Source organism: Dissulfurimicrobium sp., assembly GCF_049968175.1.
Lineage (GTDB): Bacteria > Desulfobacterota > Dissulfuribacteria > Dissulfuribacterales > Sh68 > Dissulfurimicrobium > Dissulfurimicrobium hydrothermale.
Window position 1 is genome coordinate 1 of the sequence record NZ_JBMFRG010000058.1, and the last position, 12,290, is coordinate 12,290.

The following is a 12,290-nucleotide window of genomic DNA, read 5'->3' on the forward strand; positions in this document are numbered from 1 at the left end:
CTCTTAACCCTGTTTCTCGCCTCGACAGCTTCATTGATACCGTCTTCCTGGATCCTCAGGTCTGACAAAAGCCCTTTGTTTTGTTCCTCCAGTCCTTCTATATCCCTTTTGATCTCGCCTATACGACGCATAATGCCTTCTCGTCTGGATGAAAGTCCTGAGATGGCGGTTTGGGCTTCTTTGAGCCTATTTTCTTCCGAGATGAGATTTTTCTCCTGGGACGACAGGACCTCTTTCATGCCCTTGAGCCTCTCTTCTTCGGCAAAGATGTCTTCCTCGATTTCCCTGATGGCCTTTTCAAGTTCAAGGAGTTCGGTCTCCTTGGTCTCTTTTTGGGCGGCCAGCCCCGATTCAACGGACTTGAGGACGGCTAATCTTCCAACAAGGTCTTCTCTTGATCTAGAGGCGATATTTAATGCATCTGATTTATCAATCCATTCATCGGCCAGGAGCGCCTTTTCAAGCATCTCCTGCGACTTTCTCAGGGTCAGGTATCTCTCGGTCTTTTTAGCTTGTCTTTCAAGGGATTTTATCTGTTTTTCCGTCTCTATTATCAGATCTTCAAGCCTTTCGAGATTCTGTTTCGTCTGAGCAAGTTTCGCCTCGGCTTCGAGCCGCCTTGCCTTGTATTTTGCAACCCCTGCCGCCTCTTCGATGAGACAGCGCCTTTCTTCGGCGTCCATATCAACAAAGGTCCCAACCTTGCCCTGATCCACTATGGCATATGCCCTGGCACCGGCCCCTGTATCCATGAATAGATATTGGATGTCCTTGAGCCTTACGCCCTTACCGTTTATACGGTATTCGCTTTCACCCGAACGGCTAAGTCTTCTGGAGATCTCGATATCAGGGGCGCCATTAAGCCATGGCAGACTTATTGCAGTTGCATCTCCAATTATAAGCATAACTTCAGCGAAATTTGAGATTTTGCCGGCGTGACCGCTGCAGATGAGGTTCTCCATGGACTTGGCCCTTAATATGCTTGGGCTCTGTTCCCCCATGACCCACCTTATTGCATCGACTATATTTGACTTGCCACAGCCGTTCGGACCGACTATCGCACTTATTCCTTTGGAAAATGTGAGCCTTGTCCTTTCCGGAAAGGACTTGAAGCCGTATATAATAAGGGAGTCAAGCCGCATTTCTTGCGTCTTCTAGCCTGAGTTCCAGGCGTTTCCTTTCCTGCCATACGGAGATATAAGGCGTACAGGCAAGCTCAAGCCCTTCCCATTGAAGATCGGTCTTGTCGCCGTGCCCCCATCCGATCAGCTCCATTTTGATGCCGTTTTGAGAATCGGGCGAGGGCTTTGGTTTCAGCGTCAGTTTGAGATGGTTGTTTCCTACAACCTTTGATGAGAGGATCAAGAAATCTCGCAGGGCAATTACAGGGGCCGGGTAGCCTGGACCGAATGGCTCCAGCATCTCAAAGAAGTATTGGAATTCAGGCGAGATGAGCTCTTGCATGGAGACAGGGCAGTCAAGTTTCAGCCTCGGGGTAAGGTCGATATCCGAGATCTTCGCGGCGATTGAGGTCTCAAAGGCCTTTGTGAAGGGCCCAAGGTTGTCTATGTCAAGATGAAGTCCTGCAGCGGCCTTGTGTCCACCGAAGGCGGCAAGGTGCTCGGCGCATTCAGAAAGTATCTCATATAGATTCACTCCATCTGGACTTCGTCCTGACCCATAGGCTGCGCCATCTTCAACGGCCAGGAGGATCACGGGCCTTGAAAGCTGTTCCATCAATTTAGACGCCACTATGCCGACTACACCCTTATTCCAGTTGTTTGAATAAACAACATATCCAGGCCGTTCGCCGAGCCCTTTTATGATGTCTTGCGCCTCCTTGAGTATCGCCGCCTCCTCGGCCTGCCTTTGCTGGTTTATAGAATTCAGCCTTTCGGCCTGTTTCATTGCGAACTGGTCGTCGTCCGTTACAAGGAGTTTGAACGCCTCGTCGGCATGAAACATACGGCCTGCTGCATTTATGCGCGGCGACAGACGGAAAGATATGTCTTTTGTACCGACCGCGTCATATACACCGCTGACCTGTAGGAGGGCCTTTAAGCCTGGTCTTGCCTTTGTATTTATCACCTCTAGGCCGGCCTTTACCATGATCCTGTTATCTCCAAGCAGCGGCGCCATGTCTGCAACCGTGCCTATCGCTACCAGATCTAGGCAGTTTTTGAGATTCGGGACATCCCCGTTTCTCCAACGCCCAAGGCCGTGCAGCCTGCTTCTTAAGGCCCGCACCAGGTTGAATGCGACACCTACGCCCGCAATCTCTTTAAAGGGAAATCGACAGTCACGGCGTTTAGGGTTAAGGATCGCCAATGCAGGCGGCAGGTGAGACGGTGGTTCATGGTGATCGGTTATGATGACGTCTATCCCGAGATCGGCTGCAAACGCTATCTCTTGATGGTTGCTTATGCCGCAGTCAACGGTGACGACAAGACTTATGCCTTTTGATTTGAAAATTTTTATGCTTTCTATGTTTAGACCATAGCCCTCGCGCACCCTGTCTGGTATATGGACCGTGACATTCAGCCCAAGTCCTGAGAGGAACTGAGACATCAATACCGATGCTGTGACACCGTCTGCATCATAGTCGCCGAATACCGCGATCCGCTCGTGTGTCGCAACCGCCTTTACGAGTCTATCCACCGCCTTATCCATGTCGGCCATCCTCCATGGGTCGCTGAGTGAGGCAAGGGCTGGGTTCAGATGTCGTTCGGCGACATCTGGCGAATCAATGCCGCGCCGGCACAAGAGCCTGGCGATGATATGCGGGATGCCGATCTTTCGAACTATGTCATCGACAACGGTCTGGTCAACTGTATCGAACTGCCAGGATTTGCCAAGTATTATGGATTTCATGGCCTGAAACCTAATAAGAGAATCAACAGCTGTCAATTTCCATCCATGATTCAGCGGGTCCGTCTATCTGCTATTTTGACCAAAAATCCCGCTGCCTTTTCTTTTTTGAGGGGCCGAGTAGGGTATTTTGAATAATTTGATTGTAATATTTGAATATTGTAATTTGATCCATCTAATTGTATATAAATTTGTTTATAATTATAATTTACATCTTTTACAGCATTTTGATTTGGCTATGGCCGAACTATATTTGGGGGATGGGTATGGATGCTGGATATCTCGAAGGGTTCCGTATCCTTGATTTGGTGGCTTATCCTGCCGCTTTTCTCGGCCTTGACTACAAGGTTATATGGGTCAACCGGGCCTTGCTGGAGGCTGCCAATATCATACCGGAGCATGTCCTGGGCCGGCCGTGTTTTGAGATATGCGGCAAGGGCAAACCGGACGGTGGATGTCCACATAGGAAATTTATCCTTGGGGGACGGGCTGTTGCAGTTGCAAAATCAGACCGATGCCTTTCTCGAAAGGCCAATGTAATCATCTCCTCGTTGCACAACGGAGATGGGCTGCCGCAGGGCGGACTTCATATATATTTTGATTGCTATAGAGGGTGTTTTGATGACTCCAAGACGGATGGTCGCGATCTCCGTGAGATAATGCTTGAAAACGCGGCCGTCGGGATTGTCCTTGTAAAAGATAGGAAGGTCGTGTCCGCAAACAGGTACTTCGGAGACCTTTTTGGTTATAACTTGAGTGAGATATCCGGTAGGGAGACAGAGATTTTTTTTCCATCCAGTGATGACTTCAGACGTTTCGGAGAGGCTGTATATCCGCGGGTCAGGCAGGAAGGTCATGTCAGTATTGAACAATTCATGCGCCACAAGTCGGGTCGACTCTTCTGGTGCCGCCTTGCAGGACAGTCCGTTGGGCCAGATGAGATCGTATGGGCGCTTGAAGACATCTCGGTTCAAAAGGAGATAGAGACTGAACTTGCAAGGAGCGAGGAGAAATTCAGGGCCATAAGTTGCATGGCATCCGACGCCATAGTCCTTATGGACATGGACGGCAAAGTGGCTTATTGGAACAGTACTGCGCAGAAGGTCTTTGGGTACTCATCGGCAGAGGCCGTCGGCAGGGACCTCCATACCATGCTTCTTCCTGATGAACAGATCCCGGCATATATCCAGGCGCATAAGAGATTCAAAGAGACCGGCATAAGCAAGTTCGAAAACAAACTCGTAGAGTTTGCTGCAAAAAAGAAAGACGGTGAGAGGATATTCGTAGAGGTCTCTTTTTCGTCCGTCAAGATAGGCGGCAAGCCATTTTTTCTCGGTATCATCAGGGACATAACCGTTAAAAAGAAAGAGGAGGAGCGGCGAAAGAGGCTTGACGTCAAGCTTAGGCAGGCCCAAAAGATAGAGAGTTTAGGGATATTGGCCGGCGGTGTTGCACATGATTTCAACAATCTCCTTATGGGTGTACTGGGGTATGCCGAGATAGCCCTTTTGAAGCTCACCAAGGAGTCGCCAGCCAGGCCGGCGATCCAGAACATTATAGAAGCGGCGCAGAAGGGGGCGGAGCTCAGCAGCCAGATGCTCTCCTACGCCGGAAGGGGCGTTTTCCAGTTGGAGACGGTGAATCTCGCCAAGCTCATCGAAGAGACCGCCCACCTCTTACAGTCTATGGTTTCAAGGAAGGTTGTCTTGAAATTAGATCTGAATTACGATATACCGCCCGTGAATGTCGATCCGACACAGGTGCGTCAGGTGCTCATGAACCTGCTCATAAATGCATCCGAGGCCATAGGCGAAAGGGGCGGGCTTATCAGCGTCTCCACCGGGGTTATGCACGCGGATAGGGCCTATCTTTCCGAGACCTATCTGGATGACGACTTGAAAGAGGGCTATTATACTTATATAGAAGTCTCTGATACTGGCTGTGGCATGGACAGTGAGACTGTAAAGAAGATATTTGACCCTTTCTTCACCACAAAGTTTCAGGGCAGAGGTCTCGGTCTTGCGGCAAGCCTCGGAATCATTCGAGCCCACAGGGGTGCCATAAAGGTTTACAGCGAACTGGGCAAAGGAAGTACGTTCAAGGCCCTGTTCCCCTGTGCGCAGGGCGCCTTTTATGATAAGAGGGAGATAAAACCGGCCGATTCGCTTGAGGCCGTCGGCAACAATATCACAGTTATGGTGGCGGATGACGAAGAGAGTGTCAGAACCATAGCAAGAATGGTGCTCGAGGAGTTTGGTTTCAAGGTCATTACTGCAAAGGATGGGATGGATGCGGTTGAAAAGTTTAAAAAATACCACGATCGGATCGACGTGGTGATCCTTGATCTTATCATGCCGCATCTTTCCGGCGATGAGGTCTACAGGGAGATGCGGCGTATATCGCCTGATGTCAAGGTGGTCCTCTCCAGTGGATATAGCGAAAGGGACGTGATAAGCAGGTTTGCCGGTAAGAAGGTCATGGGGTTTCTTCAAAAACCTTTTAAGTCTTCAGAACTGCTCTCCAAGATCAAAGAGGCACTCAACACCAAATAATGAATCCGATAAAATCGTTGTCGGGCCTTGGATATGTTGATATCAGCGGTGCGGTTGTATGGATGGATTAAATGAATTCATCTTGCGCATAGAGCCATCGATGGTATATCTTTTGCGTTTCATATTGGAAGGTTACGACAACTCATTCATGGTGAGCACCGTCGATAAGGCGGCCGGGGTTGTCCGTATAATTGCAATTGAAGGCGCAAAAGAAGATCTTTTTGAGATATTGATGTCTTTAAGCTGGAGGTTAAGACCGTTTGCTGTCGGTTCCATTCAGCAAAACAGCTATGAAAGCCATGATTGCAAAGACTGATATCCGCCGGAAAAGGCTTTATATAGCCACATTCGGCTGTCAAATGAATGAATATGACTCCATCAAGATGATCCAGGTGCTCGGAAGTGAATATTCCATCACCAAAGACCCGCGCAATGCCGACCTCATATTGGTGAATACCTGCTCCATCCGCGAGAAGGCCGAGCATAAGCTCTACAGTCTCGTTGGGAGATTCAAGGAATTTAAGTTAAAGAACCCAGAGCTTATTATAGGTGTCGGGGGTTGTGTCGCCCAGCAGGAGGGGGAGAGGCTCTTAAAGTCATTGCCGCATATTGATCTTGTGTTCGGACCCCAGGGTCTTTACAGGCTTCCTGAGATGATAGGCGCTGTTAAGGCAGGAGTTGGACCTGTCTGCGCTACAGAATTGAGCGGGGACTTTGCTATTCCGTTTACAGGGGTACCTGTCCTCGGCGAGGGTGCGGTGCGTGCATTTGTAACAATAATGCAGGGTTGTGACAACTTCTGTACCTACTGCATCGTTCCGTATGTGAGGGGGCGGGAGGTAAGCAGGCCTGTCGGCGACATCTTTACCGAGGCAAAGGCCTTGGTGGAACAAGGCGTAAAAGAGATTATACTCCTCGGTCAAAACGTTAATTCCTATGGAAAAAAGAACGGGGGTCTGGGATTTGCCGGGTTGCTCAAGCAGGTCGCTAAGATACCGGGTCTCCTGAGGCTTCGCTTCACCACTAGCCATCCACGTGACCTCGGCGATGATGTGGCCGAGTGTTTTAGAGATATACCTAATCTTTGCAAACACCTGCATCTGCCCGTTCAATCTGGCTCGACAAGGATCTTGAAGCGTATGAACCGACGCTATACGCGCGAAGACTATTTGGACAGGATAAAGACGCTTAGGGATATGTGTCCTTCCATCACCTTTACCACTGATATCATTGCAGGATTTCCCGGAGAAACCGATGAGGACTTTGAAGAGACCATGAGTCTCTTAAAGGAAGTGGGTTATGAGCAGATATTTGCGTTCAAATACTCGCCGAGGCCCTTCACAAAGGCCGCTGAATTCGAAGATCAGGTACCTGAAGATGTAAAGGCCGGGCGCCTGAAAGCGATCCTTGAACTTCAAAACGAGATCAGTCTCGGGCGTCATGAACAGCTATGCGGAAGAGAGGTGGAGGTGCTTGTAGAAGGGCAGAGCAAGACCGATCAGGCCTGGCTTGCAGGCAGGACCACCGGCAATCATGTAGTTAATTTCCCTGGCCCGATGAGCCTTATCGGCCAGCTGGTCAACGTTAGGATAACAAAGGCACTCTGTCACTGCCTCTGCGGCGAACTGGTCTGACCTGCGGCCGTAGGCAAACTTTTGTTGAATCTTAACGCCCTAGCATCTCTAGTACGGTCTATTCATATCACTTTGGAAGATGAAGCTCCGTTGTATGGAAAAGCTTGCAAAAAATAGGGTCGTCTCTGCCAGTATCTTAGCCGCATATGGGTTTATACCGCCGAATACCACGAGGGATTTAATCAGCCCGTATGAGATGAGCATAAGCGCAACGACCAGCGATATGTATTTGACCGTCTCAAGCAGGATATTCCCTCTCGATTGGAATACCATCACCTTCACTGACAAAAAATTGAACGTCCCGCTTACGATCCGTCCGACGACCATGCTGAGAAATATTTGGCCGGTCAGGAACAGGGATATGGAAAACACAGTGGTATCTATGAAAAACGAGGCGAGCGAGGCCGAAACAAATCTTATGAAGACAAAATATATCTTCATGGAGTCGAGGATCGGATTGAAATGGGAAGTTGGGTTATGCTTCTCATATATGGTCCTTATGCTAATCTCGCGTATATTCATCCCGGTCCTTGATGCCAGAATGAGCATTTCGAGCTCGAATTCATAGCCGGTCGCCTGGACGCGAAGCAGTTTTTTTAAAAATCTGGCCGGTATTCCTCGGAGTCCGGTCTGTGTGTCGGCAAGCGGCTGCCCGACAAAGAAGCGGAATACCTGTCTTGTGACGGCGTTTCCTATGCGGCTTCGGAGTGGCACGCCGCCTTCGAATTCTCTTGTCCCAAGACACAGGGATTCCGGGGTCTCGGCCAGCGCTTCGGCCACACGCAGTACGTCTTTTGGAAGGTGTTGGCCGTCTGCATCGACCGTTACTACCCCTATAGTTGAAGGTGCGTTCAGGAGCACGTAATTAAAGGCCGTTTTGAGCGCCTGACCCTTGCCGAGATTAACTGCATGGCTCAGTACAACCACTCGTTCCATCCTGGAGACGGCGTCAAATATCCAACTCCTGTCAATGGATGAGCCGTCGTTTACAATCACTATAAGAGGGTAGGGTTCATGAAGCAGTTCGGCCACTATCCCGATCAGGTTACCTGGCGGCTGATATGCCGGGATAACGACTACAGGCAGTCTTGTGGGGGCGATATCCCTTTCTGCAGTTTCTGTGGCGCGGCTAATTACCATCATGTTTTTCCTTTTTCATGAAGACCAAGGGCACCAGTTTGACAAGCGTCCCGTTTTTGTTGGTCACTTTGTAGAGTAAGGCGCCGTGTTTGCAAAATAGCCTGCCATATCTTTTCCATAATTCCTGATCTGAGTCCGCTACAAGCACATAGTCCCATCTTTTTAAGACGTCGGACCATTGCTCGACCGTCTCGTCACAGTTGCAGACATCCCATTTGTGTTTCGGGCCGCCCAGCCTCCAGCACCAAGTCTGTGTTATCTGTGGGGAGAGTTCGTATTTCAGTATGCGGAATTTAAAGCCCTCATCATTTTGTATCACGAGATATACCTTGTCTCTGCCCTTAATGACGCTCTTTGCCGCATTTACGATAGCACATAGTTCCTTTCTTTCACGGGCGACCTGTTGGTAGTCCGGGGCGGGTCTCTGCATGAATGACCAATAGCAAAGACCGGCAAGGGCTGCGAGACCTAGGAAACAGCCCCAAAACCACTTATGACCCAGGTCACCCCAGTCGATCATCAGGAAAAATCCGAACCCGCTCAGACAGAATGCTGCATAGAAGATATCCATGTATCTGTCGTAGGAGCTAAGCGTGGCAGCGAGATCGGGCGTAAAGCTGAAGAGATACATGCATAAAAGTCCAAATGTATAGACGCCGAGAAACAGTAAGAGCATTAGATAGACAAGGAGCATCCTTTTTGTGAGGCCTGTCAGCCCTTTGCTGTGTGACCAAAAGATTGTCGAGATGAAAAAGATGTGCCCGAAGAGGAGATTTGTCGGGTCAATGAGGGATGTGATGGTTTTAGCCTTAAAGTTGGCTATCACTTTTTTGGTGAATGGAGGTGCCGCATTTGTAAAGGCTGAAACAATGTCTTTGATGTTAGACGGAATTGAAAAGGTCTCAGGCAGGTGGAGGGAGTTGATCCTTGTATTCCACGTATATTCAAATAGCCATGGGATCATGGCAAGAATTGCGATAATTGAAAGGCCATTGACGCCTCTGGCGATCCTGCGCCGCAGCACGCAGCCTTTTTTTTCGCAGTCGGGCCGCCAAGCATTCAATGCCTGATCAGCAAAGAATATAGCTATAGCAAACCATGATAGGAGATAGCCCGTCTTCTTGATCATGGGGAGCAAGAACAGCATGGGTGAAAGGAACAGGATACGCCTCTTGGGGCCGTCTGCTAGGTGTGCATAACCTATTATGAGGGCTGCAAAATACACACTCAGGAGTTGATCCGAATAGATCGACCTGAACCCGTTTCCAAGAGTTATGATGATGCATGGGACAATTAGGATGACAAGGAGTATTTTTTGCCAATCGCGCCATCCGGTGCGGTATAAAAGAATGACAAGAGGGGCGAGGAGCAGGATGAGATGGGCCACATAGGTGCCAGCTTCTCTTTCCATCGCGTTGTTTAAGAGAAAGAAGTAGTGAAAGAGATTGATGCCTGGGGGATAGTCGAGAAACTGGACAGCTCCGGCGGTGGTTGCAAGGGAGTTGGTAATGAGCATCTCTTTTGTTGCAAGGCCCCAGTGTGAAAATTCGTCCCAATTCCTGTAATGAGCGCCTTTGAGCAGCAGATAACCCGACAAAAAGGCGAGTATGAATATGGTGATGCCAGGGGAAGAGGCCAGATGTTTTATTCTGTCTTTAAAGATGAGTAACGCAGAAAAGGCGATGAAAAATGCGATACCTATCAGGAAAATGGCCTCTGCACCTCGATACAGACAGCCGTTCAGTCCAAAGAGGTAGAGAACGGATATGATTCCTGATATAATAAAAGCTGGCAGGAACTCCGGATTGTCCTGGAAAACTGTATAAAAAATTAGTATATAACCCAGGATGCTAATGAAGGAGGCCATAAGGTCCGGCAATTTTTATTTAGGTGTCTTTCAAGGATGACTATCTCTCTTAATCCAGGTTTGAAATCGGTGCGGACGATTATGAATTTTTGCGCTATAATAAATTAAAAAATAAAAAAAACAAGGAAATATCAGCTTATGGCAAATATACAGATGTATGTGCATGCAATCACTATAGATCCTGATACAAATACGCCCATTGTGATACTGAAAGAAGTCGACGGCGACAGGATGCTTCCCATATGGATAGGTCTTTTGGAGGCTACGGCTATCGCGACAGAGATGGAGAAGATAGAATTTTCAAGACCGATGACCCATGATCTTATTATAAATCTACTTAATGCAATCGGGGCAGAGGTCTTGAAAATCGAGGTGTCCGATCTAAAAGACAACACATATTTTGCCCTTATCACCCTTAAGTATGGAGAAAAAGAGGCAAAGGTGGATGCGAGACCGAGTGATGCGGTGGCTATCGCACTCAGGGCAGGTGCTCAGATATTTGTAAACGAATCGGTTATAAGACAAGTCAGGTCATTTGATGGGCAAGGATCACTGAAGAGATCTGCCGGCCAAAAGAGCTGGGATGAGATATTAAATGAGCTTGATCCAAAAGATTTTAAGTACAAGATGTAGCGGCGGTTTAATTTTGTAAGGCTCGTTCTCCTCGACCGCCTCGTGCATCGCGCCCGCGATTTTACGCATGACAGGGGTCATATAGGCCACCCTGTCAATGGTCCGGTTCAGTTGCTTTAGTTGGCTTCCGTCTATCTTGATTTCAATCATTACCTATTGACAACCTCCTGCGATAATGTCTCAATATAAATTATAAAGGCTTTGGAAACACGGTGGATCTCCCGGCCATAGGACGCTCTATCAAGAGCGGTTCGCGTGTGGGGGTGTGGGAGTCCCACCCAGAGCCTTTATGATTTTATAATCCATCTTTTAAGACCTTCCCCTTCTTTTTTATCATTTCAACATCGCTTTTTCTTGCAGGCCGCAGTGATGTGAGAAGATTTGTTTCGCCTGTCCCTGTCGTGTTTTTATTGCCTCATAATAAAGTTTTTTTATCTATCTTTAAGAAGACGAATGTATTTTCCACATCCTGGACGATCAGTTGCACCCTTGCAATGATATCAGGGAGATGCTGATAGACACCCATCTCCATGTCTGGATGTTTAACCCTGTTTTTGCCAGCGTTTCGTCAGACATATAGACCGTCTGACTCTTGGCCCCTAGTGCCTGCATATATTCCTTATCCAGCACGGCCACTGGAAAGTTGCCCTTGATCTTACCGCCGAAAAATGCCATGAAATCAGGTCTCGTGAGCCCCCTTCGACCCATTTGTTCGCTACGGAATAGTCGTACTTGTCAAGGTTCGGAAACCACGCCCCCCTGCCTGGATTATAACTCCAGCCGACGTCCGATTGGCGAGCAACTTTCTTAAATTAGGTCAATTGGAACGAAAATGGTGTCTGTTTCTGTGGAAAATAACAGAACACTTCCTGTTAAGGTAAGGCTATGACCGCTATCCAACCATATCCTTGGTTGTAGTACGGCGCTATGCAAACCAATATGTAGAGGTCGTCATAAAGCGTAGTGTATACAGAATTTTCTTTCAAGCCATATAGTGCTTGCCTATAAGTTGCTCCCATAACCTCACACCACAATCCAGTCTTGTCAGACCAAATGATTAGCTTTTCCCCTGCCATGGCATAATAGTATGTTGCAAGCCAAGTAGATGAAGAAAGTTGACCGTATGCGCCGCTCTTGACTACACTCCAATCCACGGCCTGTGCGTTAACTGCAACAAGCAACAACATCGCCAATACAACTACGATTCTTTTCATAGTGTAACCTCCTCCCTCTTTTTCTTCTTCCTGAATCAGGTCAAGTGTAGCACTAAAAGTTTAGATTTGTATCCTTTGCAATATTGCAAACGTCTTAATCCCTTCTTAAATCAGGTCAATTGGTACAAAGTTATGTCATTAAAGGCGACATTTAGGGTCGTAATCCCTTCTTAAATCAGGTCAATTGGTACACGTCAGGCCCGAAAAAAGGGCGCAAGGCGAACATCCTTGGTCGTAATCCCTTCTTAAATCAGGTCAATTGGTACGAGAGCACCATAATTCTTTGGCTCCCCGGGGATGCCCGGTCGTAATCCCTTCTTAAATCAGGTCAATTGGTACGTTTATACGGCAGTTATTGATGTGAGACTGCCGGCCGTCGTCG

General features: G+C 48.3%; 11 protein-coding genes. 4 read left to right on the top strand and 7 right to left on the bottom strand.

The genetic code is table 11. The annotated features are described in order from the left end of the window. Nucleotides 1-1,142 (bottom strand): AAA family ATPase (locus ACP5SG_RS07795; protein WP_428123307.1); only part of this gene is annotated, 1,142 nt, incomplete at its 3' end. Further along, nucleotides 1,132-2,871: a single-stranded-DNA-specific exonuclease RecJ gene (gene recJ / locus ACP5SG_RS07800; protein ID WP_237888413.1), complete on the bottom strand. Its 1,740-nt coding sequence runs from the start codon at nucleotides 2,869-2,871 to the stop codon at nucleotides 1,132-1,134. The genes recJ and ACP5SG_RS07795, both read right to left, overlap by 11 nt. A gap of 263 nt (nucleotides 2,872-3,134) precedes the next feature. Between recJ and ACP5SG_RS07805 the strand changes: the two genes are divergently transcribed. Genes ACP5SG_RS07805 through miaB form a run of 3 tightly spaced genes read left to right on the top strand, consistent with a single transcriptional unit; the run spans nucleotide 3,135 to nucleotide 7,054 of the window. After that, nucleotides 3,135-5,420 (top strand): PAS domain S-box protein, encoded by a 2,286-nt coding sequence (locus tag ACP5SG_RS07805; RefSeq protein ID WP_428123310.1) that lies wholly within the window; start codon nucleotides 3,135-3,137, stop codon nucleotides 5,418-5,420. 58 nt (nucleotides 5,421-5,478) lie between these two features. Beyond that, nucleotides 5,479-5,736 carry a DUF4911 domain-containing protein gene (locus ACP5SG_RS07810; RefSeq protein WP_237888411.1) on the top strand — a complete coding sequence of 86 codons (258 nt, stop codon included), beginning with the start codon at nucleotides 5,479-5,481 and terminating at the stop codon, nucleotides 5,734-5,736. Then, nucleotides 5,711-7,054: a tRNA (N6-isopentenyl adenosine(37)-C2)-methylthiotransferase MiaB gene (miaB, locus tag ACP5SG_RS07815; protein WP_237888410.1), complete on the top strand. Its 1,344-nt coding sequence runs from the start codon at nucleotides 5,711-5,713 to the stop codon at nucleotides 7,052-7,054. The genes ACP5SG_RS07810 and miaB overlap by 26 nt, the downstream gene beginning before the upstream one ends. A 48-nt stretch (nucleotides 7,055-7,102) precedes the next feature. On the opposite strand, the gene ACP5SG_RS07820 is transcribed toward miaB, so the two are convergent. Beyond that, nucleotides 7,103-8,197, bottom strand: coding sequence for a glycosyltransferase (locus ACP5SG_RS07820; RefSeq protein ID WP_428123315.1), 1,095 nt, complete (start codon nucleotides 8,195-8,197; stop codon nucleotides 7,103-7,105). Then, nucleotides 8,184-10,061 (bottom strand): hypothetical protein, encoded by a 1,878-nt coding sequence (locus ACP5SG_RS07825; RefSeq protein ID WP_237888408.1) that lies wholly within the window; start codon nucleotides 10,059-10,061, stop codon nucleotides 8,184-8,186. The genes ACP5SG_RS07820 and ACP5SG_RS07825 overlap by 14 nt, the downstream gene beginning before the upstream one ends. A gap of 138 nt (nucleotides 10,062-10,199) precedes the next feature. Between ACP5SG_RS07825 and ACP5SG_RS07830 the strand changes: the two genes are divergently transcribed. Beyond that, nucleotides 10,200-10,694 (top strand): bifunctional nuclease family protein, encoded by a 495-nt coding sequence (locus ACP5SG_RS07830; protein ID WP_424661347.1) that lies wholly within the window; start codon nucleotides 10,200-10,202, stop codon nucleotides 10,692-10,694. Here the strand turns inward: ACP5SG_RS07830 and ACP5SG_RS07835 are convergent. From ACP5SG_RS07835 to ACP5SG_RS07845, 3 genes are all read right to left on the bottom strand, one after another. Next, nucleotides 10,653-10,844 carry a hypothetical protein gene (locus ACP5SG_RS07835; RefSeq protein WP_237888406.1) on the bottom strand — a complete coding sequence of 64 codons (192 nt, stop codon included), beginning with the start codon at nucleotides 10,842-10,844 and terminating at the stop codon, nucleotides 10,653-10,655. The genes ACP5SG_RS07830 and ACP5SG_RS07835 overlap by 42 nt on opposite strands. Before the next feature lie 327 nt (nucleotides 10,845-11,171). Then, nucleotides 11,172-11,402, bottom strand: a complete 231-nt coding sequence (locus ACP5SG_RS07840; RefSeq protein WP_424661346.1) for a hypothetical protein — start codon at nucleotides 11,400-11,402, stop codon at nucleotides 11,172-11,174. 164 nt (nucleotides 11,403-11,566) lie between these two features. Next, on the bottom strand, nucleotides 11,567-11,908 hold the full coding sequence (locus tag ACP5SG_RS07845) for a hypothetical protein (RefSeq protein WP_428123319.1): 342 nt from the start codon (nucleotides 11,906-11,908) through the stop codon (nucleotides 11,567-11,569). Nucleotides 11,909-12,290 lie beyond the last annotated feature (382 nt).

Bases quoted from the DNA above. Each gene is read 5' to 3' on its own strand.
- recJ (WP_237888413.1), bottom strand. From the start codon at position 2,871: ATGAAATCCATAATACTTGGCAAATCCTGGCAGTTCGATACAGTTGAC.
- ACP5SG_RS07840 (WP_424661346.1), bottom strand. From the start codon at position 11,402: ATGGGTCGAAGGGGGCTCACGAGACCTGATTTCATGGCATTTTTCGGC.
- ACP5SG_RS07825 (WP_237888408.1), bottom strand. From the start codon at position 10,061: ATGGCCTCCTTCATTAGCATCCTGGGTTATATACTAATTTTTTATACA.
- ACP5SG_RS07835 (WP_237888406.1), bottom strand. From the start codon at position 10,844: ATGATTGAAATCAAGATAGACGGAAGCCAACTAAAGCAACTGAACCGG.
- ACP5SG_RS07805 (WP_428123310.1), top strand. From the start codon at position 3,135: ATGGATGCTGGATATCTCGAAGGGTTCCGTATCCTTGATTTGGTGGCT.
- miaB (WP_237888410.1), top strand. From the start codon at position 5,711: ATGAAAGCCATGATTGCAAAGACTGATATCCGCCGGAAAAGGCTTTAT.
- ACP5SG_RS07830 (WP_424661347.1), top strand. From the start codon at position 10,200: ATGGCAAATATACAGATGTATGTGCATGCAATCACTATAGATCCTGAT.
- ACP5SG_RS07820 (WP_428123315.1), bottom strand. From the start codon at position 8,197: ATGATGGTAATTAGCCGCGCCACAGAAACTGCAGAAAGGGATATCGCC.
- ACP5SG_RS07810 (WP_237888411.1), top strand. From the start codon at position 5,479: ATGGATGGATTAAATGAATTCATCTTGCGCATAGAGCCATCGATGGTA.
- ACP5SG_RS07845 (WP_428123319.1), bottom strand. From the start codon at position 11,908: ATGAAAAGAATCGTAGTTGTATTGGCGATGTTGTTGCTTGTTGCAGTT.